Annotated in this window: 20 protein-coding genes and 4 tRNA genes; 18 read left to right on the top strand and 6 right to left on the bottom strand. The window is 40.0% G+C overall.

Translation table 11 applies throughout. From position 1 onward, the window contains the following. Positions 1-43 precede the first annotated feature (43 nt). Positions 44-700, top strand: a complete 657-nt coding sequence (gene queC, locus I6E85_RS14445) for a 7-cyano-7-deazaguanine synthase QueC (RefSeq protein WP_007583902.1) — start codon at positions 44-46, stop codon at positions 698-700. Positions 701-787: 87 nt separating this feature from the next. On the opposite strand, the gene I6E85_RS14440 is transcribed toward queC, so the two are convergent. Next, positions 788-1,237 (bottom strand): isoprenylcysteine carboxylmethyltransferase family protein, encoded by a 450-nt coding sequence (locus tag I6E85_RS14440; RefSeq protein WP_197237047.1) that lies wholly within the window; start codon positions 1,235-1,237, stop codon positions 788-790. A gap of 468 nt (positions 1,238-1,705) precedes the next feature. Between I6E85_RS14440 and I6E85_RS14435 the strand changes: the two genes are divergently transcribed. Beyond that, on the top strand, positions 1,706-1,948 hold the full coding sequence (locus I6E85_RS14435; RefSeq protein WP_007583900.1) for a hypothetical protein: 243 nt from the start codon (positions 1,706-1,708) through the stop codon (positions 1,946-1,948). Between the two features lie 4 nt (positions 1,949-1,952). Here the strand turns inward: I6E85_RS14435 and I6E85_RS14430 are convergent, their stop codons facing one another. The 5 genes from I6E85_RS14430 to I6E85_RS14410 all read right to left on the bottom strand — a co-directional run bounded on the left by I6E85_RS14430 (position 1,953) and on the right by I6E85_RS14410 (position 8,069). Then, positions 1,953-2,975, bottom strand: a complete 1,023-nt coding sequence (locus I6E85_RS14430) for a hypothetical protein (protein ID WP_197237046.1) — start codon at positions 2,973-2,975, stop codon at positions 1,953-1,955. A gap of 101 nt (positions 2,976-3,076) precedes the next feature. Beyond that, entirely contained in the window at positions 3,077-3,757 is a 681-nt protein-coding gene (locus I6E85_RS14425; protein WP_197237045.1) for a tRNA (adenine(22)-N(1))-methyltransferase TrmK, read from the bottom strand. Next, positions 3,758-4,696, bottom strand: coding sequence for a class I SAM-dependent methyltransferase (locus I6E85_RS14420; protein WP_197237044.1), 939 nt, complete (start codon positions 4,694-4,696; stop codon positions 3,758-3,760). A gap of 2 nt (positions 4,697-4,698) precedes the next feature. Further along, positions 4,699-6,693, bottom strand: coding sequence for an excinuclease ABC subunit UvrB (gene uvrB / locus I6E85_RS14415; RefSeq protein ID WP_007583893.1), 1,995 nt, complete (start codon positions 6,691-6,693; stop codon positions 4,699-4,701). Further along, a complete protein-coding gene (locus I6E85_RS14410) occupies positions 6,690-8,069 on the bottom strand; it encodes an MATE family efflux transporter (protein ID WP_197237043.1) in 1,380 nt (459 codons plus the stop codon). The genes uvrB and I6E85_RS14410 overlap by 4 nt, the downstream gene beginning before the upstream one ends. Before the next feature lie 1,051 nt (positions 8,070-9,120). Here I6E85_RS14410 and I6E85_RS14405 point away from each other — a divergent pair. The 16 genes from I6E85_RS14405 to I6E85_RS14330 all read left to right on the top strand — a co-directional run bounded on the left by I6E85_RS14405 (position 9,121) and on the right by I6E85_RS14330 (position 22,817). Beyond that, positions 9,121-9,197 (top strand) — tRNA-Asn (locus I6E85_RS14405). A gap of 17 nt (positions 9,198-9,214) precedes the next feature. Beyond that, a tRNA-Asn gene (locus I6E85_RS14400) sits at positions 9,215-9,291 on the top strand. 21 nt (positions 9,292-9,312) lie between these two features. Next, positions 9,313-9,389: transfer RNA gene (locus I6E85_RS14395), tRNA-Asn, on the top strand. A 21-nt stretch (positions 9,390-9,410) separates the two neighbouring features. Then, positions 9,411-9,487 (top strand) — tRNA-Asn (locus tag I6E85_RS14390). A gap of 148 nt (positions 9,488-9,635) precedes the next feature. After that, complete coding sequence (locus I6E85_RS14385) at positions 9,636-11,579, top strand: EAL domain-containing protein (protein ID WP_024592352.1); 1,944 nt, start codon at positions 9,636-9,638, stop codon at positions 11,577-11,579. Positions 11,580-11,594: 15 nt separating this feature from the next. Next, complete coding sequence (locus tag I6E85_RS14380; protein ID WP_165736316.1) at positions 11,595-12,413, top strand: ABC transporter substrate-binding protein; 819 nt, start codon at positions 11,595-11,597, stop codon at positions 12,411-12,413. Positions 12,414-12,494: 81 nt separating this feature from the next. Further along, complete coding sequence (gene rsxA, locus I6E85_RS14375; protein ID WP_008172491.1) at positions 12,495-13,076, top strand: electron transport complex subunit RsxA; 582 nt, start codon at positions 12,495-12,497, stop codon at positions 13,074-13,076. A 1-nt stretch (position 13,077) separates the two neighbouring features. Continuing rightward, positions 13,078-13,632: an electron transport complex subunit RsxB gene (gene rsxB / locus I6E85_RS14370; RefSeq protein WP_007585357.1), complete on the top strand. Its 555-nt coding sequence runs from the start codon at positions 13,078-13,080 to the stop codon at positions 13,630-13,632. An 8-nt stretch (positions 13,633-13,640) separates the two neighbouring features. After that, the gene (gene rsxC, locus I6E85_RS14365; protein WP_197237042.1) at positions 13,641-16,343 is read left to right on the top strand and encodes an electron transport complex subunit RsxC; all 2,703 of its coding nucleotides are present in this window, start codon (positions 13,641-13,643) and stop codon (positions 16,341-16,343) included. After that, positions 16,340-17,398, top strand: coding sequence for an electron transport complex subunit RsxD (gene rsxD, locus I6E85_RS14360; protein WP_197237041.1), 1,059 nt, complete (start codon positions 16,340-16,342; stop codon positions 17,396-17,398). Before rsxC ends, rsxD begins: the two co-directional genes overlap by 4 nt. Next, entirely contained in the window at positions 17,395-18,036 is a 642-nt protein-coding gene (gene rsxG / locus I6E85_RS14355) for an electron transport complex subunit RsxG (protein ID WP_024591504.1), read from the top strand. The genes rsxD and rsxG overlap by 4 nt, the downstream gene beginning before the upstream one ends. After that, positions 18,033-18,731 carry an electron transport complex subunit E gene (locus I6E85_RS14350; protein WP_002962263.1) on the top strand — a complete coding sequence of 233 codons (699 nt, stop codon included), beginning with the start codon at positions 18,033-18,035 and terminating at the stop codon, positions 18,729-18,731. Before rsxG ends, I6E85_RS14350 begins: the two co-directional genes overlap by 4 nt. Before the next feature lie 49 nt (positions 18,732-18,780). After that, complete coding sequence (gene nth, locus I6E85_RS14345) at positions 18,781-19,413, top strand: endonuclease III (RefSeq protein ID WP_024591503.1); 633 nt, start codon at positions 18,781-18,783, stop codon at positions 19,411-19,413. Further along, positions 19,388-19,951, top strand: coding sequence for a hypothetical protein (locus tag I6E85_RS14340; protein WP_154903405.1), 564 nt, complete (start codon positions 19,388-19,390; stop codon positions 19,949-19,951). Before nth ends, I6E85_RS14340 begins: the two co-directional genes overlap by 26 nt. Next, complete coding sequence (locus I6E85_RS14335; protein WP_024598546.1) at positions 19,902-20,612, top strand: GGDEF domain-containing protein; 711 nt, start codon at positions 19,902-19,904, stop codon at positions 20,610-20,612. The genes I6E85_RS14340 and I6E85_RS14335 overlap by 50 nt, the downstream gene beginning before the upstream one ends. A gap of 294 nt (positions 20,613-20,906) precedes the next feature. Further along, positions 20,907-22,817 carry an aminotransferase class V-fold PLP-dependent enzyme gene (locus I6E85_RS14330; protein WP_024591500.1) on the top strand — a complete coding sequence of 637 codons (1,911 nt, stop codon included), beginning with the start codon at positions 20,907-20,909 and terminating at the stop codon, positions 22,815-22,817. Positions 22,818-22,941 lie beyond the last annotated feature (124 nt).

The raw sequence follows: 22,941 nt of genomic DNA, 5'->3' as shown, positions 1-22,941 counted from the left end.
CGCCCTGATATAAACCTCTATTAAAACTAAGAGCAAAACAGATATGACGCAAAAAGTAGTTGTTATTTATTCCGGCGGTATGGACTCATTTACCGTATTAAATAAAGCCCTGCAACAAGGCCATGATGTATATGCCCTATCATTTGACTATGGTCAGCGTCATGTAAAAGAGCTTAAAGTGGCGGCAAGTGTGTGTGAAAAATTAAACGTTCCACACAAAATTGTTGATATTTCGGCGATTAACCAACTTATTGGTGGCTCATCACTTACTGATGATATTGATGTGCCTGAAGGCCATTACGAAGAAGAAAGCATGAAAAGTACGATTGTACCTAATCGTAATATGATTTTGCTCTCGCTTGCTGTTGGTTACGCGGTATCACTTAAAGCTGGCCAAGTTTATTACGGCGCTCACTCTGGGGATCATGCTATTTACCCTGACTGCCGTCCTGAATTTGTGCAAAAAATGGATGATGTATGTCGTATTGCTAACTACGACGCTGTAGAAATTTTTAGCCCATACTTAAACAATACTAAAATTGGTATTTTAACCGACGGTATTGAAATGGGTTTAGATTACAGCCAAACGTGGACTTGTTATAACGGCCGTGAAAAGGCCTGTGGTAAATGTGGCGCGTGCCAAGAACGCCTTGAAGCATTTGCACTAAATAACATTACAGACCCGTTAGAATACGAATAAGCAGCAATTAATTAGTAATACAATTGCTGTAAACAAAAAAGGCTATCATCGATAGCCTTTTTTGTTTGTTTAATTATAACGTAGAGATTACAACCAGCGTTTTACGCGCGCTTTGTAAGCGGTAAACTCTTCGCCAAATAATTTAGTGAGCGCACGCTCCTCGGGTATTATTTGAAAAAACGTTAAATACGCAATAAACCCTATAATACATAAAAGTGCCCACAAGGAACTTAACCAAATACCCCACCCTGCTAAAATAAATGCAAAACCTACGTACATTGGGTTACGCGAAATCCGATAAATACCGCTAGTAATAAGTTTTGATGCTTGCTCAGGTTTATTTGGGTTTACTGTGGTGTTTGCTATTTTAAAGCTCGCTACCCCTGCAATACAAAAAACACACCCAATAATGACCAAACTTGCTGCTAAGTAGGTAATAAAGACGGTGAAATCAATAACACTGTAATGCGCAATAAGCGCCATTATGCCTGCAAAAAACAGCACAACGATAACCGGTGGAATTTTATTATTTAACATGGCAACTCACTGTATTGGCTAATTATGTTTATTATATGGAGATTAGGGCGTGTTATTCTTTGGTGATTGAATTTGCAGCAGTATGTTTGGTTTTTAGGCAAGGCAGAGCCTATGTAGTGTGGCTATCCCCCATAAATAGGTGATAACGCAGCATAAAGACCAAACATGCGCTGCCCTTTGGGTTCTTTCTAGGGACGATTAACTCTTTGTTGCTCGGTTTTTACTTAGCCCACTAGGTTACAAACCTCGCGCCGCGATTTAATCGCCCCTAGATTGAACAAATTTCAATCCACAAAGATTAACACGCCCTAGCCATTAAACAATATCTTAAGTGTATAAATGATGAACACGCTTAAAGCTGAATTAAATAAAGTATACAAATTAAGTTACAATTGTCAGCTTTATCAAAAGCGCTTAAAGGTTATACTTTAACCATAAACGAATAATAAAATGATAAGGAATGAGGTTATGTCTGGAACTACGATGATTGTACTTATTGTGCTAATTTCGGTTGGCTCAGGAGTAGTTTACGATATGTATAAAAAGCATCTTGAGTTTAAGCATAAAATGCAAAACAACAACAGCGATGCCCATAAACAATTAGCTGAAACAAATGCACAAGTGCTTGCATTAAAAGAGCGTGTACAAACACTTGAGGCTATTGTTACCGATTCAAGCTTTAGCGTTAAAGATGAAATTAATAAGCTTTAAATTGTTATAAGTAATTTGGATATAAATGTGCATTTTCTGGCTGCTCAATGCCATGAGCAGCTAAAAACCCACCAATAGCTTGCCCGCAGCCCTGTGGTGCTCGCCCGCTGTCTATCTCAAAATTTAACTGATTAGCATGTTGCTTACCCATAGAGCAAAGCCCTACGGTACTTGGCGAGCGCATAGCGATACTTAAGTTACCTATTTGCTCAACCACAACGTGTTTACTAAAGCGGGCAAAACCTTTGTACTTAAATTGCTCGTTTACGTAATCATTGCTTGTGGCTACTAATGCTGTAATTAAGGCGTGTAAAAAGCTATTAGCGGATGGATCTTCTGTTAAAAACGCGATTGTTTTTTTATTAAACTCGCTAAGTTGGCAATCTTCACACAACAGCTCAACAGTATATAAATGTTGCTCGGCTATTTGCTGCTGGCTCTTAAGCTCAATACTTTTTCCTGCAAATACAATACGTTTAAGCACTTCATCAACACGGCTTTCAGCACTTTCACTTTTAACAAGCTCAGGGTTTTGCGCCATTACCGGTAAGTCGTGATGGTTATTAAATGGCGTACTTGTTGCGCCGCTTTGCATTAACTGAAAAAGCTCTCTTACTTCATGTTCACGCGCTACTTTTAACGCTAAAAATGCAGTTTGAATAAGTTCTGAAGTAGGTAGGTTTTCCTCTACTATCCAGCGTCTGCCAAATAATAGCTTTTTGGCTTTGCCTTCATTTGCAGATGCACTTTTTTGATAGTTATCTGGGCTCAGCACTGCTACCTGCAGGTAAATTTCTTCACCTTTTTGTGCAGCAAGCACTCTAAAATGAGCCGAAAATTCTATACTATCAAGCACTTCGTTTACGCTTTCAAGCGTGTGCTTGTAACGTAAAAAATGTTGTGGCACTACCCAGCTACTATTAGCCAATTGCACAAGGGGTGCATAAGAAATAGGTTGCTCGTAGCTGTGTTGCCATTTTTGCTCATTGCTAAGCAAATGATTAATGTGACTCTTGTTATCTGACATAAATAAACCAAATAAACTCGCGTTGTGCGATATAAACTATGAACACATTACGTCGTAAATGTCGTAATTAGATCACATGTACGCCCTACTTTCGGGCTTTTTTAACTATCGGTGAGTTCTTGATAGTCTGTTATAACTTTTTGATAGTATGGCTTATCTTTATTGAACATTTTATTATAATGATTTATGAGTTGCCGCTGGTACATAGCGTGTTCTGCACTAGCAAAGTCCCACATTTTATTGCCGGTATGACTAATCTCATTATTGCTACTAAAGCTCACTTCAATCACTTCATAAAAACGTTTGTTGTCGTAAACTATTTGCTCACTTACAAGCCCTAAACCTAATTGCTTTAAACCGACTCGCAACTTATAAGTGTGATGCACGGGGCACAAAATAAACCGAACATTATTTAAATGCTCACTTACGTTATTAGCAGTGATTTGTTGTATTAAACTTAACAACAGCTCACCGCCAACACCTGCGATTACAACTACTTGGCTTTTACTTTGAGCAATTTCAATTTTGCCTACATCCTGACATAAGACCTGCCACTGCGGATTTTTATTACAGGTTTTTTGTAATTTATTAATAGATGATAATTGTACTTCTAGGTCGTTCATTAAGGTCGCGACTATATCTACAAAAATAACCTGGTTTGCAGCTGCGCGTTTTAATAGCGCCATACCTAAATAACCATGGTCGCAGCAGCAATCCCAAATAATATCGTGATGCTGCGAGATTAATGTATCAATGGCAGTTAGGCGTTTGCTGAGCTTCATTTAATCAGCAGATTGTGACGTTTTGTAGATAAGTGCTTTTAAGCTTCTGTCGCTGTCTACTTCAATAAAACGCTCGGTAGGGGCTAGGCGCTCAACAAATTCAATTGCGCCTTGGGTGTGCTCGTTTATTAACGCTTTAAACGCGTCTTCGCTAAGCTCTGGGCTATTAGCGCACAATAACAATTGTGTGGTATCGCAAAGTAACTCTGGCAACCTGCGCAGCACTTTTTGATAGTCTTTAGTTAAAATAAAGCTGCCTTTTTGAAAGCTTGGCGGATCAACTATTATTAAATCAAACGGGGCTGCTTTTTTTAGTTTTCCAAACGACTTTAAAATATCATGCGGTAAAAAACTTACGCCGCGCTCAAAACCGTTTAGTTGATGGTTTTGCTTGCCGACTTTTAGCACGCCTTTGCTCATATCCATGTTCATTACATGATCTGCTCCGCCTTGCATGGCTGCAAGCGAAAACCCACATGTATACGAAAATAAGTTAAGCACTTTGCCATGCTTACTATTAGCCATTACAAATTCACGGCCGCTGCGCATATCGGGAAATATTCCGGTATTTTGACGGCTCTGTAAATCAACCAAAAAACGAATGCCGTTTTCGGTTACAACATGCGGGTTAGGTAATTGCCCATTAACCACGGTGTTTTGGCTTTGCACGCCAGCGCGCTGCTGATACACAAGTGAGCTAATAAGCTCTGGCTGGTTTTTTTGTGCCCACTGCCACACAACATCGGTAAGCTCGCTTAGTGTTTGCTCGTCAATTTCGTCGTACGAAACCAAAAACAAACTAGGCGGATAAAAGTCTAAATTAATATGACTTAACGCCTCAACACTATGGCCACGGCCATGAAAAACACGGCACAGTTCATTTTTTAAAATTGGCGCATCTTCAAGCGCAGTAATAAGAGGAGTAAAGTTTGCTGTCATTTTTAATTAATCAACTGTTGTTGTAGTTCATGTATTTCATCGCGAACAGAGCCCGCTTTTTCAAATTCTAGATCGCTTGCGTATGCATGCATTTTGGTTTCAAGCTGCTTGATTTGCACTGTAATTTCTTTCGCGCTAAGTACCTTTTTAGAGTCTTTACGAACAAGTCTAAGGTTATCTTTAGGGCCGGCTTCTTCGCCTACATCCATCGCATCAAGAATTTTTTTGGCTAGTGAATGCGGTTCAATACCGTGTTCTATATTATAAGCATGCTGAATTTCGCGTCTGCGCGCTGTTTCGTCCATGGCCTTAGCCATCGATTTTGTAATTTTATCACCGTACAAAATAGCGCGGCCATCTAAGTGACGTGCTGCACGACCAATGGTTTGAATGATTGAACGCGCTGAGCGTAAAAAGCCTTCTTTATCGGCATCAAGTATGGCTACTAGCGCCACTTCTGGCATATCCAGGCCTTCTCGAAGTAAGTTAATGCCCACTAACACATCAAACACACCCGCACGTAAATCACGAATAATTTCAACCCGTTCAACCGTGTCTATGTCTGAATGTAAGTAACGCACTTTTACGTCGTGCTCACTTAAGTAATCGGTTAAATCCTCAGACATACGTTTGGTCAAAGTGGTTACAAGTACGCGTTCGCCCTTCTCTACACTTTTATAAATTTCTGAAAGTAAGTCATCAACCTGATCGCCCACTGGGCGCACTTCAATAAGTGGATCGAGCAAGCCAGTTGGGCGAATTACTTGCTCTGCGATTGCGCCCACACAACGGTCTAACTCAAAATCGCCAGGCGTTGCCGATACATAAATTGTTTGTGGTGAAATAGCTTCAAATTCTTCAAAGCGCAGCGGCCTGTTGTCCATTGCTGAGGGCATTCTGAAGCCATACTCAACTAAGTTTTCTTTACGGCTTCTGTCGCCTTTATACATTGCGCCAATTTGCGATACGGTTACGTGCGATTCATCAATAATCATCAATGCGTCGTCTGGGAGATAATCAAGTAATGTGGGTGGCGGATCGCCCGGCGTACGGCCCGATAAATAGCGGCTGTAGTTTTCTATACCAGAGCAATAACCTAGCTCTCGCATCATTTCTATATCGTATTGCGTACGCTGCGTTACGCGTTGCTCTTCTACTAATTTATTAGCACTGAGTAACTGGGCTCTTCGATCTTTTAGTTCTTCTTGTATTTTATCGATAGCACCGAGTATTTTTTCACGCGGGGTAACATAGTGTGTTTTTGGATAGATAGTGGTGCGTATTATATGCTTTTCGACGGCGCCGGTAAGCGGGTCAAAAATACTTAAGCGCTCTATTTCGTCATCAAACATTTCTACGCGAATTGCGAAGGTGCTAGATTCTGCAGGAAATATATCAACCACTTCACCACGAACACGATATGTACCACGGCTAAAATCTATATCGTTGCGGGTGTATTGTATTTCAGCTAGGCGACGTAGCATGTCGCGTTGGTCTACTTTTTCGCCCACTTTTAAAAGTAGCATCATTTTCATGTATGATTTAGGGTCGCCCAAACCATAAATAGCCGATACCGACGCCACAATAATAGTGTCGCGGCGCTCGAGCAGTGCTTTGGTCGCACTTAAACGCATTTGTTCTATATGCTCGTTTATCGAGGCATCTTTTTCAATAAATGTGTCGCTAGATACAACATAGGCTTCTGGCTGGTAGTAATCGTAATACGATACAAAATACTCAACCGCATTTTTAGGGAAAAACTCTTTCATTTCCCCATATAGCTGCGCGGCAAGCGTTTTATTGTGCGCCATTATTATTGTCGGACGGTTTAAATCGTTAATAATATTAGCCATGGTAAAGGTTTTACCTGTACCGGTGGCACCTAATAAAGTTTGGTGTGCAAGGCCTGCTTCTAATCCTTCGCATAGCTGCTTAATCGCTGTGGGCTGATCGCCTGCTGGTTTAAAATGTGATTTTAACTGAAAATGGTCGCTCAATTATTGCACTCCTGTAACGATTCGCCGCTCAGCGCTTCTAGTTTTTTCATAAACCATTTGTATGCCACTATTGCTGTAAATAAGTTACCTAAAGCAGCGCCAATAAATAGCCCTAATAATCCGGCTATTTCGTTGCCTACATAAGCAAATGGTACATAAAATATGAATAACCGAATGACACTTAATACCAATGCGTACATTGGTTTGTGTAAAGCATTAAACGATGAATTTGATAATATGATCACCCCTTGTAAGCCATAACTTAGCGGGATGGTATAAATAAAGAGTTTAATTACATCTATTACGGCTTGTTCTTTACCAAATAATTGGCTTATAACACCTGAAAATGCAATGAGTAATACGTAAATGGCAAATTGCCATACCATTACAAATTTTAGTGTGCCGGTATACGCTTCTTTAACGCGGCATAATTTGCCAGCGCCAAAGTTTTGGCTAACAAATGGCGGTAATGTCATCGATAGTGCAAGCACTAATATACTTGCAATAGATTCTATTCGACTTCCCACTCCAAATGCAGCTACGGCCTCTGGCCCGTGATGCGCAACCATAGCGGTCATTACGGCCATTGCAACTGGTGTAAGCATGTTTGCGCCGGCAGCAGGCAAACCAATTTTTAATATTTTACGAATAGCGCCCGTCACTGTTTGCTTGCCTGCTTTTAGGCTCAACAAGCGTTTTTTAACCGCTAATATATATAAAATAATAACCACAGCAACCGACCATGCAATAACGCTTGCTATGGCAGCGCCTTGAATACCTAACGCTGGTACAGGCCCAAAACCAAATATCAGTATAGGGTCGAGTACGGCGTTTATCAGCCCTGCTCCACCCATTACTATACTTGGCGTTTTTGTATCGCCACTGGCGCGCAGTACCGAGTTACCAATCATTGGGGTTATTAAAAATACACTACCGATAAACCATACATTCATGTATTCGTGTATTAACGGCAATACTTGTGCGCCCGCTCCTAGCAAAGTAAATATGGGGTCAATCAGTAAATACCCAACAGATGACAACACAATAACCAGAACCACACCAACCATTAAAGAAATACTGGCGTCAAAACGCGCTTCATCTATTTTATTACTACCGAGCGCTTTTGCTATTACTGCCGATGTACCGATCCCCAGCCCTATTGCTAAGCTAATAACGGTAAAGGTAACCGGAAATGTAAAGCTCACCGCTGCAAGCGGCTCAGTGCCTAGTAAACTTATAAAGAATGTATCGACAATATTGAACATCATTAGCGTGATCATGCCGAATATCATCGGGATGGTCATCGTCTTTAATGTGGGCAAGATGGGATCGTTTAGTAAATCTGGGCGAGTCTGGGATTTTGAAATTGCGCGCATGAAATAAATAGGCCTCTTTTACTGAACGAATCATTTTAAAGCATCAAGGCAGTTCAAGCCACGGATTTATCACTACAATTGAAGTAATTAAAGAAGTAAAGATTCGAAAAAATAGTAAAACTTAGTTTTTGCTTCTTTTTGTTAAAATAGAGCCTAAACACACCAAAAACCAATTAAAACACATTTTTATAACTTTTATTACAAACACCCAGTGATATATGATGCTTTTTTACACAAAGGTACTGCTTGGTTTATCGTTACGAAAAAATTCCCTCATCGAGTTGCATACATTCAGCATCAAATCATAACCCATTGTTTTATATTGAATTAAAAATAGTGATTTAAAAGCTTGAAATCGTTGTAGCACCCTAAACCATTGGTGCCGATGATGTTCTTAAAGTTTCATAAACAGAGTTATCCACAGAAACCGTGGATAACTCATTCAAACCCGCATTTATAAAGGCTTTGAGAGAGCCTCCATTTTCGGTGATATCCAACCAATTGACCATTTGTTAATTGTGGCATTTTTATAAACTCACGCTAAAAACTGTAGCTCACCAATTTTTCTTCTTAACATAGTTGTACGTTAGGTATAAAAAAACGTTTAATACAAAGTTAAGTTATTGATTGCTCTATTTTTGAACGGACAAAACAAATACTCATTTTATACATAGTGATTAGATCACAATTTAGATCAAAAAATATTTCTGCGAATATACGCATAGGTATATTTTTAGAAAATTAAAACAAAAAACGAATTAAATACGAAAAATATCGCTAAGTAAAAAATGAGTTTTTATGTTTTTGAGTTGTTTTTTAATAACAAGCCACTTTAATACCGTGTTTAATTTAACCAATTTGAAGACTCAGCAATAATAAAAGTCACATTGTATTCTTAAATTTTTAAAAAAGTAACTTTAATAGAGCTATAAAACACGCAGATCGAACACAAAAACAACGAATAAACCTCTTTTTTCAATTTATGACTTTTATATGTTGACACTTTGCGGCGCGGTCATTAATATTTCGCCCCGTTGAAAGGCAAGACGCTTCCCCCTTAGCTCAGTTGGTTAGAGCGACGGACTGTTAATCCGCAGGTCCCCCGTTCGAGTCGGGGAGGGGGAGCCAAGTTTTGTTTACGATGTTCCCCCTTAGCTCAGTTGGTTAGAGCGACGGACTGTTAATCCGCAGGTCCCCCGTTCGAGTCGGGGAGGGGGAGCCAAGTTTATGTTTATGATGTAGTTCCCCCTTAGCTCAGTTGGTTAGAGCGACGGACTGTTAATCCGCAGGTCCCCCGTTCGAGTCGGGGAGGGGGAGCCAAATTCATAATTATCATTTAGTTCCCCCTTAGCTCAGTTGGTTAGAGCGACGGACTGTTAATCCGCAGGTCCCCCGTTCGAGTCGGGGAGGGGGAGCCAATTCTAAGAATTTCATAGACATCTCAAGCTAATTCCACTACTCTTCCTTATATAACTAAAGCATTAGTTTATTCCTTAATGCGCTGTACTTAGTTTATTAATCAAGGACTTGATTCCTTCCCTTTTGAATTATTAAAAGACTGAAAACATGGCTGGATTTAAAAAACTTATTTTTATACAAATTATCTCTTGGTTATTGTGTGTTGCAGCAGGAAGCTACTTCATATCTATAAGCTTTGATACTGCGGTAAGTGATGCACAAAAAAGTGCGCAAACTACTGTTACTAAGTATATTAATGACCTTTCTTTAGACGATATTTCTGCTCAAAATTTAAAACAATCAATTGCAGATGGTAAAACGTTTTCAAGTTTCACTCTAAGAGATTACCAAGGGGCTGAAATATTTAGCATTAACCCCCCTACTCAATTACCAATGTTTGCTGATTTTGTACTCTCTAACTTTAACTCAGTGCGCCCTCAGTTTGCTGTAAATGACGCCTCAGATATAAAAGTTGAATTTGTACTTAACATTGAGCATTTAGCGTCGCAGCTACAAACCTCCCTTTTTATTGTTATTTTGATTTCTGCCATTTTAGTTATTATTCCAATAATTCTAATGAAATCTATTTTTTACCATTTAAATAAAAACATAAGTACAACAGTTGCTGACATTATCGATATTTATATCAATCAAAACCAAGTTGATAATGATTTAGAAACAGCACTAGATGGCACTCGATTGAAAAAAATGGGAAAAGATTTAGTACCTAGCTTTAATCGGTTATCACATTTCTTAAAAAACAAAAACGAAGACATACAAAGCGCTGCTATGACTATTAAGCATGAAGCGTACAAAGATGTAATTACCTCGCTTGGTAATCGTAATATGTTTGTTGAGTACTACGAAAAAAATATTGAAAACACTGAGCAAAGTACATTTGGTTCTTTAGCTATGGTTCGTTGTAGCGAACTACAAGCTATAAACCAAAGCCGTGGTTATCAAAAAGGTGATGAATACGTAAAAGGCGTTGCCGATATTATTAAGCACATAAGCGGCACTTACACTGGCAGCCAAATATTTAGATTAAACAGCTCTGACTTTGCGGTAGTACTCCCCCACATTCCTTTAAAAGAAGCTGAGCGCTTTGGTGAAAACCTGCAATCGCGCTTCACGCAGTACCAACAAAACCAAGAGTTAAGCTCGGTAGCTAATACGGGTATTGTAGGTTACGAAAAAGGTAAGCCGTTAGGCGAATTGCTTTCTGTTGTTGATAACGCGATGAGTATGGCGCAATCAAAACAAGTAAACGCATGGCACGTACAACGTGAAACCGATTTAGTTAATAACGTAAGTGCGGGTTTTGGTAATCAAAACTGGCGTAAGGTTATTAAAGAAGTTATTGAATCTAAACGTGTGCATTTGGTGATGCAAAACATTATGCCGCTTGGTAAAAGCATAAAAGCCTACGCTGAAGTACAAGTTCGATTTAAAACAGAAGACAATCAAGTACTGCCTACCGCTTCTTTTTTAGCGATGGCCGAAAAGCTTGATATGGCAATAGAAATTGATCGCCTGATAATAGACTCTTCTCTTGAAAAGGTTAAAAGCCGTAATTTATCTGAAAAGTTTTTTGGTTTAAATGTAACAGCCTCTAGTGCACACAACGATCAGTTTGTAATTTGGCTAGAGCGCCGATTATTGAAAGATACGCATATTGCATCTAAACTTGTATTTGAAGTAAGTGAGTTTGGTTTACAGCAAAACATCAAGGCTAGTAAGCGCTTTATCGACATGGTTCACCGTGTTGGCGCACGCGTTACAGTTGAACGTTTTGGTGTTGGCTTAACTTCATTTAAGTTTTTCCGAGATTTAAAACCTGACTTTATTAAAATGGACGCAAGTTATACTCGCGGCCTCGAAGACGATAAAAACAATCAGTACTTTATGCGCTTAATGGTCGATTTAGCCCACCGCATTGGTGTTAGCGTATTTGCTGAGGGCGTTGAGAGCCAAGAAGAAAAGCACATTATAGAAACGTTGTGTTTAGATGGCGTTCAAGGTTATTACATAGAAAAACCTAAAGACATATAGTCTATTGGAGGCATCATGAAAAGAGTAATTACCTTTATTATACTTTTTATTATGCCTTTGAGTTTGTACGCAAACGGCCCGCAAAAAGAATTAGTTTTTAGCACTCACAACTATCCTCCATTTTCATTTGTTGATGAACACGATAATGCCGCTGGCCCCTTTGTTGATATACTTACCTTAGCGTGTAAACGCCTCAATTATAAATGTGAGTTTATCAGCGTACCAAATCGTCGCTCTAAGCTCATGTTAAAAAACCTGCAAGCTCAAGGAAACTTTCCTATGGGCTGGAATCTTGACCGCAACGAATGGCTTTATTTTTCGATCCCGCTTATGAAAATGCAATATGGATTTTTTCAACCTGAGGGTGCAAAAAAAACCATCAAAAGCCTCAATGATCTACAAAAAATGCAAATTGCTGTTTTTGGCCCTTCAAATGCATCTTTTCAACTAATCAAAATACAGCAACAAATGATTAAAGACGGATTGAGGGAATTTGATATTGTTTTACTCACCGATGCCAATGGCACGGGTGTAAAAATGATAGAAAACAATCGTATAGATGGGTACTTTGCCAATACTTTACAAGCACGCGCTAGACTAAAACAATTTAACTTACATCATGTTAATTTGGCCTTTTTACAAAGCGAATCCCCCTATTTTATTGGTTTTAATAAAATTCAATTATCTCCTGAACAAATTGCCCTATTTAATAAAGTACTATTAGATTTATACCAAGAACACGATCAATTTAAAGATATTTTAAAGCCATATAATATCGATCCTATTCTAATTACACCTGAAATCTTAAGTCGCTTTAATATCATTACTGATTGAGTCGTTTATTTGCTTCTCATGTGTTGTTAATCGATAAAGAAAAAAGGATAATACCCACGTTTATTATAGCGTGAGGCACACATGACAGAATATGTCTTGTTATTGATTGGAACCGTTCTGGTTAATAACTTTGTATTAGTACAATTTTTAGGCTTATGTCCGTTTATGGGCGTATCAGGTAAGCTTGATACGGCGATTGGTATGTCTTTGGCAACCACGTTTGTGCTTACCCTTGCCTCTGTAACTAGCTATTTAGTTAATCAATATATTTTAATCCCTCTGGATATCGCCTTTTTACGCACCATGAGCTTTATTTTAGTGATTGCCGTTGTAGTGCAATTTACCGAAATGGTTGTGCGTAAAACAAGCCCTACTCTATATCGTTTATTAGGCATATTTTTACCGCTGATCACCACTAACTGTGCGGTATTAGGTGTGGCTTTATTAAATATCAAAGAAGATCATTCGTTTTTACAATCTGCAGTGTATGGTTTTGGTGCTGCGGTTGGTTTTTCTTTAGTGCTTGTATTGTTTGCAGCACTACGAGAGCGTTTAGCCGCTGCTGACGTTCCTACGCCTTTTAAAGGCGCCTCTATTGCAATGATCACTGCAGGCTTAATGTCGATGGCGTTTATGGGTTTTACTGGATTAGTGAAGTTTTAATATGACCTTGTTTTATGCCTTGATAGCGATTGGTTCGCTAGCACTCATTTTTGGACTTATTTTAGGGTTTGCAGCAATTCGCTTTCGCGTTGAAGGTAACCCTATTGTTGAGCAAATTGATACTATTTTGCCGCAAACTCAATGCGGACAATGTGGCTACCCGGGTTGTCGCCCTTACGCCGAAGCCATAGCCAATGGCGATGAAATAAATAAATGCCCACCGGGCGGCGAATCAACCATGAAAAAGCTTGCTGGCTTAATGGGTGTTGATGAAAAACCACTTGCCGGTGGCGAGCAAGCAGAACCTATAAAAACAGTGGCTTATATTCGCGAAGATGAATGTATTGGCTGTACCAAATGTATTCAAGCCTGCCCGGTTGACGCTATTTTGGGCGCAACTCGTCAAATGCACACTGTATTAATTGATGAATGTACTGGCTGTGATTTATGTGTTGAGCCTTGCCCTGTAGATTGCATTGATATGCTACCTGTAGCCGAAACTAAACAAAACTGGAAATGGCAGCTAGATGCTATTCCTGTTACACAAATAGATTAGAGGTTTGAGTGGACAAGTTACTTGAACAAATAAAAAAAGGCACCGTGTGGGCATTTCCTGGCGGCATACACCCACCACAACAAAAATCACTCTCTAATAGTGCGAGTATCACTCGCCTACCTTTGCCCGACAAACTCATTGTTGCGCTTAAGCAGCACATAGGCGCAAATGGTAAGTTACTTGTAGAAAAAGGCCAACACGTCTTAAAAGGCCAACCACTTACAGCGCCTGCTGCTAACTGGTCGGTACCTGTGCATGCGCCAAGCTCTGGTGTGGTTACTGATATTGCACCTATGCCATCAGCACACCCATCGGCCCTACCTGAACTAAGTGTTATTATTGAACCAGACGGCAAAGACGAATGGGTAGCTCTAAATAAAAATAAAAATCCTGCTGAGCTTAGTCATGATGAGCTGATAAATATTATTCACCAAGCCGGTATTAGCGGTATGGGTGGTGCTGGTTTTCCTACTTATGTAAAAGCGGATACCAAGCAACCTATCGAATTTTTGATTGTAAATGCTGTTGAGTGCGAACCTTATATTACTGCCGATGACGTTTTAATGCGCGAACACGCTAAAGAAGTTATCCAAGGCATTGAAATAATGCAGCAACTTTTAAACCCAACACTGTGCATTGTGGGTATAGAAGATAATAAGCCTGAAGCTATTGCAGCAATGAAGCAAGCAGCTGAGCATAACTCAAAAATCATTATTCAAACGGTGCCAACTATTTACCCATCTGGTGGTGAAAAGCAATTAATTAAATTACTTACTAACCGTGAAGTTCCTAGCATTGGTATTCCTGCCGATATTGGTATTTTAGTGCATAACACCGGGACTTTGTTTGCCGTACAACAAGCCGTTTATGAAGGTAAACCACTCATTGAACGTATAGTTACGGTAACAGGTAACACTATTCATAAGCCTGGGAATGTATGGGCACTACTTGGCACTGAAATAAAGCATTTACTTGATTGCCAAGGTTTCTCGCCTGTACCGCAGCAAAGTGTTGTGATGGGCGGCCCAATGATGGGCTTTACGCTACCCACAGTGCGTATTGGCATAGTTAAAACAACTAACTGTATTTTAGCGCCTGATCATAAAGAGCTAGCGGAGCCCGGCCCTGAAAAAGCCTGTATACGTTGTAGCGCCTGTGCTGATGCCTGCCCTGCCTCTTTATTACCACAGCAATTGCAGTGGTTTGCTAAATCAAAAGAGTACGACAAACTACAAGAGCATAATTTATTTGACTGTATTGAATGTGGTGCTTGTGCATATGTGTGCCCAAGTGAAATCCCTCTTGTGCAATACTACCGTATAGCCAAAGTTGAAATTAAAGAACAACAAGCTGACAAAATTAAAGCCGACAGAGCAAAAGAGCGTTTTGATGCACGAAAAGAGCGTTTAGATCGCGAGCAAGAAGAACGTCAAAACCGCCATAAACGTAAACCTGCCGCTAAATCTGCTGACGAAAAGCAAAAAGTAGCAGATGCACTAGCCCGCGTTAAAAATAAATCAGATAACGGCGATGAAAAATCAGCTGTTGCAGCCGCTATTGCACGCGCTAAAGCTAAAAAGCTAGGCGATCAATCTGCTGAATTAGAACCTGACAACAGCGAAGTAGCAAAAGAGCGCGCACTACGTAAAGAACAAGCGCGTAAATATAAAGAGCAAAAATCTCAAACAGATGAATCGGCCGATACTGCGCCCGTTGATGATAAAAAATCAGCAGTCGCTGCAGCCATTGCTCGCGCTAAAGCTAAAAAAGCAGCACAAGCATTAGATAACGCTGAACAAGCAGCAAGTGAAGAGCCACAAAACGTGGCCCCTGTTGATGATAAAAAGTCAGCGGTAGCTGCGGCCATTGCTCGTGCAAAAGCTAAAAAAGCGGCTAAAGCATTAGATGGCGCTGAGCAAACCGTGAGTGAAGAGCCACAAACTGATGCCCCTGTTGATGACAAAAAAGCAGCGGTAGCGGCCGCCATTGCTCGTGCTAAAGCTAAAAAAGCGGCTAAAGCATTAGATGGCGCTGAGCAAACCGTGAGTGAAGAGCCACAAAGCGATACGCCTGCTGATGATAAAAAAGCAGCCGTAGCGGCGGCCATTGCTCGCGCAAAAGCCAAAAAAGCGGCTAAAGCATTAGAAGACGCTGAGCAGTCCGTGAGTGAAGAGCCACAAACTGATGCCCCTGTTGATGACAAAAAAGCAGCAGTAGCGGCGGCCATTGCTCGTGCAAAAGCCAAAAAAGCAGCTAAAGCATTAGAAGAAACCGAGCAAACCGTGAGTGGAGAGCCACAAAGCGCGGCATCCGTTGATGATAAAAAAGCAGCCGTAGCGGCGGCCATTGCTCGTGCAAAAGCTAAAAAAGCAGCTAAAGCATTAGAAGAAGCCGAGCAAACCACAAGTGAAGAGCCACAAACTGATGCACCCGTTGATGATAAAAAAGCAGCGGTAGCTGCGGCCATAGCTCGTGCTAAAGCTAAAAAAGCGGCTAAAGCACTAGAAGATACCGAACAAACTCAGCCCCAAGAGCCACAAGTTGATAGCGCAGCACCTAAGAGTGCAGAAAGTAACACCGATGACTCATCAGTTCTTATTAACGCAGATAAACCTAAATCAGCCGACGATAAGAAAAAAGCCGCCGTGGCTGCTGCAATTGCGAGAGCAAAAGCTAAAAAGTTACAAAAAGAAGGAAATAATCAGTCATGAAATTAACCATGGCCAGTTCGCCGCATAATCACAGCCATAAATCGTTAACGCGATTAATGCTTAGCGTTATTGCTGCGTGTATTCCTGGGCTAATTGCTCAAGTTTTCTTTTTTGGTACAGGTGTGCTTATTCAACTGGTACTAGCGCTTGTTGCTGTAAGCGTATTTGAAGCTGCAATAATGCTAATACGAAAGCGCCCTGTTTGGCCTGTATTAAGTGATGGCAGTGCGTGGCTTACTGCCGTGTTATTGGCACTGAGTATTCCACCACTTGCCCCTTGGTGGATAATCGTTATTGGCTGTTTATTTTCTATTGTTATAGTTAAACAGCTTTATGGCGGCCTTGGGTTTAACTTATTCAATCCAGCAATGGCGGCTTATGTACTGCTTTTAGTTTCGTTTCCGGTACAAATGACCGCATGGTTGCCTGTTACCGATTTAATAAATACGCCAATAGGCTTTGCTGATCAGCTAAGGCTAATATTCACCGATTTTACGGCCTCTGGGTTTAGCCTAGATCAAGTACGTGCAGGGGTTGATGGCCTAACAATGGCAACACCGCTGGATACTGTTAAAACAGACATAGCACACGGTTTAACCGTTACCGAAAGCATGCAAAAGCCATTATTTAACGAATGGGCTGGCCTTGGTTGGGTGTGGGTTAACTTAGGCTTTTTAGTAGGTGGTTTATACTTATTAAAAGCAAAAATAATTAACTGGCATATTCCTGTCAGTTTTATCGCAAGTTTAGCTGTATGTAGTGCTATTGGTTATATCGCATCACCAGGTACAGAGCCGGGCACCCTATTTCACTTATTAAGTGGTGCCACTATGATGGGGGCCTTTTTTATAGCAACCGATCCGGTATCTGCAGCAACAACTAACAAAGGGCGCTTAATTTATGGCGCGCTAATTGGCTTACTAATTTATTTAATTCGTACCTTTGGTGGTTTTCCTGATGCCATCGCATTTAGCGTATTATTGATTAATATTGCAGTGCCGCTAATAGACTACTACACACAGCCACGTACTTATGGCCATGGAGCAGTAAAATGATCATTTCGTCAATGGCTAAAAATGGTGCTATTTTAACTGCGTTTGCGTTAGCAACAACGGGCTTAGTTGCCTCTATCAATGCACTTACTGCCGATAAAATTGCAGAGCAAGAACAACTGCAACTTACTGCGCAGCTACAAGAAGTGCTCGACCCAAAATCGTACGACAATCAATTATCGCAAGATTGCGTAATTATTACTGACGAAAAACTAGGCCCACACGCAAACCAAGTAATTTACCGTGCTCGTAAAAACAATAAACCAGTCGCTGTTGTTATTAGGCATGTTACGCCAAACGGCTACAGTGGCGATATTAACTTATTAACAGCTGTATTGAGCGATGGCACTATTGCTGGCGTTCGTACCACTAAACACGAAGAAACTCCTGGTTTAGGCGACAAAGTAGAAGTTAAAAAATCACTTTGGATCACAACATTTAAAAGCTTAACGGTTGAAAGCGAAGAAGACGCTCGCTGGGCTGTAAAAAAAGATGGCGGCCAGTTTGATCAATTTACAGGCGCGACCATAACGCCACGTGCTGTTGTGAGCTCTGTTAAAAATGCCGTATTGTTCGCACAAACTAATTTTGATGATATTTTTGCAGCACCTAATGCCGAATGTATGGAGGTAGCTAAATGAGTGAGTTAAAAACATTATACAAAGAAGGTGTATGGGTAAATAACCCTGCCCTTGTGCAGCTTTTAGGTTTATGTCCACTGCTTGCCGTTACCTCAACTGTAACAAATGCCTTAGGTTTAGGCTTAGCAACTTTACTCGTACTAATAGGCTCAAATGTTACCGTATCAATTGTGCGTAACTGGGTGCCAAAAGATATTCGTATACCTGTATTTGTAATGATCATCGCGGGCTTTGTAACAATAGTTCAATTACTCATGAACGCTTATACCTTTGGTTTATATCAATCATTAGGGATTTTTATTCCGTTGATTGTAACTAACTGCGCCATTATTGGCCGCGCCGAAGCATACGCCTCTAAAAACCCTGTTCATTTATCAGCATTTGACGGCTTAATGATGGGCTTAGGCTTTATGGCTGTACTGTTAGTATTAGGTACTATGCGCGAACTAATCGGCCAAGGTACGCTGTTTGACGGTGCCGACTTATTACTTGGCCCATGGGCACAGAGCTTGCGCATAGAAGTATTTAACTTTGATAACCAATTTTTACTCGCAATTTTACCACCGGGTGCCTTTTTAGGACTTGGGCTACTTATTGCTGCAAAAAACGTAATTGACGCACAAATAAAATCAAAACAAGTTGCACCGCCAGAGGCTGAAAAAGGCCCTCGAGCACGTGTTACTAGCTTAACTTAAGGGGAAAACGTATTAGAGCAACAATTAGCACTAATACGTTTTAAGTTGCATGAATAAAGAAAAACGTCACCAAATACTGTCGCGCCTGCGCGACGATAATCCGCACCCAGTTACTGAGCTTGAATATTCAAGCCCGTTTGAGTTACTAGTAGCAGTAACACTCTCAGCGCAAGCAACCGATGTAGGCGTTAATAAAGCCACTCGAAAGTTGTTCCCTGTTGCTAATACGCCACAAGCTATTTTAGATATAGGTCACGATACACTGCGTGATTATATAAAAACCATCGGCTTATTTAATTCTAAAGCTGCCAACGTTTACAAAATGTGCCAAATTTTGGTGGATGAACATAACAGCATCGTGCCAGAAAATCGTGAAGCCCTAGAAGCCCTACCAGGCGTTGGCCGTAAAACCGCTAATGTTGTACTCAATACCGCCTTTGGCTGGCCTGTAATAGCCGTAGATACACACATATTTCGTGTATCTAACCGTACAAAGCTTGCCATGGGTAAAGATGTTGTAGCTGTAGAACAAAAGCTTGAAAAGGTTGTACCAAAAGAATTTAAAGTAGACGTGCATCACTGGTTGATTCTTCACGGACGTTACACCTGCGTAGCACGTAAACCAAAGTGTGGCAGCTGTATTATTGAAGACTTGTGTGAGTTTAAAGAAAAAACGGAATAACGAGTTGAAAAGCTATAGTGGTAAAACTCAATTATACAATTTGCTTTTAGCAATTACTTCAGCCTTCTGTATCTGGCTTTCAAATGGCTTTATCACCTTTATTGCTTTTAACGAGTCTGTTGCGGGAGTAACATTTGAAGAACTTTTGATCATATTTTCAAATGTCGATCTTTTACAGGTTTTGACCTTTCCTGAGTTTTGGGAAGCTAATGAAAATCATTCTTTTATTGAGGCCCCAAGTTTTTGGTTTGAGCCGATGACTGTTTTATCTTCTATAAGCTCATTACTTCTTATAATTTTATTTTCAACGTATGTAACTAAGTTGAAGCCTGAAACGATATCTTTATCTCTACTCTTAATTGGATTTTTATACCTGGTTGTTTCATGGGGTGTTTTGCTAGATGTATCTGATGCAAAGATGATTGGGCCCTATTTAAGTATTGGTATTCAAGGTCTATTATTACATTCATTTATAAGTTGCCTAATTTGTGTTTCTACTTTATCAAAAAATGTATATTTTAAATTTAGCACTAATTAGCCTTTCTTTATTCAGTAGCTTTGCATTTCCAAGCGAAATAGATTGGCAAAACAAAGCGGCTGATCATATTAGGTTAAATATAATTCTGTTCATTAATCTTAGCCTTTTCATTCTAATTTTACTTTTCTCATTTCGACATATTAAAAGATTAAAACGACTAAATATAACCATCACTAATGAATCGTTAATCGACCCTTTGACAAAAGTATTAAATAGGAGAGGCTTCCATGAACAAGTTTCACGCTTAGATAAACAAAGCGGCTTTTTACTAATTGCAGATATAGATAACTTTAAACTCATCAATGATCAATTTGGACATAATGCTGGTGACAAAGTCCTTCAAAGAGTAGCCCATGCTCTAAAATTTCAAACTAGAGAGAAAGATATTGTAGGGCGATATGGCGGAGAAGAGTTTGTAGTTTTCTTTCCTAGCCATGATGTTGAAATTGTAAAAATGATTTCACAACGGCTTGTAGAGGCAATTGCGAGTCTTAATTTAACTGATATATCACCTGAATTGCAAAGAGTTACAATTAGTGCTGGTGTAGATAAAGGCGATACAAAACACTGTAAGTTTGAAAAATTATATGAAAACGCAGATAAACTGTTATATCAAGCTAAAAGTGCTGGTAAAAATCAAGTTATCGTATTTGATAACTAACAGGTTAAACCTTGGCTAGCACACTTCTATTCGAACTCTAGTGATAAGATAGCTAATCGTTTAGCTGCCAGTCGATTCTATATTATTAATAAATTGCGCCGCATTAACTAAACGCTCACTAACAATAAATTGAGTCGTATTTTTAACCCAAGGCCTAGCAATATTTTTGTAATTTAATTTAGATAACCCGCAGAATGTGACTATTAATAGAACATTATCAAAGTATTAATTTCACAACGCTCACTCCTTTGGTTATGCTAGTGAGCATTATAAAATTATATTGCGAAACCCTCTATGCTACCTCTACTTCGTATCTTGATAATTGAACAAGACCCAGCCACCTTACAAGGGCTTTCAACTAATCTGTCAAAGACCATTCCTAACTTTGAGCGAGACGATATCCATATCGATATTATTGAATGCCTCGAGCTTAAACACGCGCTGGAATGTGTAGAGGAAGATGGTGATATTCAAGCCGTAGTTCTAAGCTGGGATATGCACAACAAAGTGGGTGAGCGGATGTATAGCCGCTTTATCGAGGATTTAAAGGCAATTCGTCTCGAGCTGCCGGTTTATGTTATTGGCGACGACACTAAAGGGCTGGAGATCGTAAACGAATCAGAAGAAATTGAATCTTTCTTTTTTAAAGATGAAGTGATTTCTGACCCAGAAGCGATTTTAGGTTATATGATCAACGATTTTGACGACCGCTCTGAAACGCCATTCTGGACGGCGTATCGTCGTTACGTCGGTGAAGCAAACGACTCTTGGCACACACCTGGTCATAGTGGGGGTTCTAGCTTTAGAAACTCCCCTTACATCAAAGATTTTTATCAGTTTTACGGCCGTAATGTATTTGTTGGCGACCTGTCGGTTTCGGTAGACTCGCTAGGTTCATTATCAGACAGCACCAATACCATTGGTCGCGCTCAAGAATCAGCCGCGGCTACGTTTGAGGTTAAGCACACCTACTTTGTTACAAATGGTTCATCTACCTCAAATAAAATCATCTTGCAGACACTGCTGCGCAAGGGAGATAAAGTAATTGTCGACCGTAATTGCCATAAGTCCGTACACTATGGCATCTTGCAATCAGCTAGTTACCCCATTTATTTGGCGAGTATCTTAAATCCAAAATATGGCATTTTCGCGCCACCGTCGTTAGCCGACATCAAATTAGCAATTGAAAACAATACTGATGCTAAATTACTAGTGCTTACCGGTTGTACTTACGATGGCCTACTTAGCGACCTAAAACAAGTCGTAGATTATGCTCATCAATATGGTATTAAGGTGTTTATAGATGAAGCCTGGTTTGCATACTCTTTGTTTCATCCTAGTTTTCGTCATTATTCTGCGATACATGCTGGGGCTGACTACATTACGCATTCGGCGCATAAAGTAGTATCGGCGTTTTCTCAAGCGTCTTATATTCATATTAACGACCCCGATTTTGATGCCGATTTCTTTCGAGAGATTTATAGTATCTACGCTAGTACATCGCCTAAATATCAGCTTATTGCATCGCTTGACGTGTGCCAAAAGCAATTAGAGATGGAAGGCTATAAGCTGCTCAATGCGCTACTAAATCATGTTGAAGAGTTTAAACAACAGATGGCCTCGCTTAAGCAAATTAAAGTATTAGCTAAGCAAGACTTTATGGAAATATTCCCGCATTTTAGTGGTGATAACATGGGCCACGACCCATTAAAAATCCTTATTGATATTAGTGAGCTACCTTACTCATTAAAAGATATTCATAAATATCTACTGGATGAAATTGGGCTAGAGATAGAAAAATACACACACAGCACCATTTTGGTTTTACTTACGCTTGGCGGCACGCGCTCAAAAATAATTCGTTTGTACAATGCGTTGAAAAAGCTAGACAGCGGTAAGGTAAAACTATCGAAATCGACGCGTAGAGCCCGCTTACCTGAAAATTTACCTGCCATAGACTTGGCGTGTATTCCAAGCGATGCTTTTTATGGCGACCGCGAATCTGTGCCTATCAGTAAAAGCAACAACCGCATTTGTGCAGGTTTAGTTACTCCATATCCACCGGGCATTCCGCTTTTAGTCCCAGGCCAGCATATCACTAATGACCATATCGAATATTTACAAGAGTTGGCAAGCCAAGGGCTAACGATACAAGGCAGTTTCGATGGTGAAATTTATGTTCTTAAGGGTAAGGTTAAAAAATAAAGGTATTGGTTTAATACTATCTCAATAATGATTACTGGTGGCAGTGTCGCAAGACATTGCCGCTTTAACAGTATTTAAAAGTAAAATACAAAGTGGAATAAATCATTCTTAAAAATATTAACTA

This window comes from Pseudoalteromonas sp. NZS71 (assembly GCF_015864715.1).
GTDB classification, from domain to species: domain Bacteria; phylum Pseudomonadota; class Gammaproteobacteria; order Enterobacterales; family Alteromonadaceae; genus Pseudoalteromonas; species Pseudoalteromonas arctica.
This window is presented reverse-complemented; position numbering and strand designations above follow the sequence as displayed.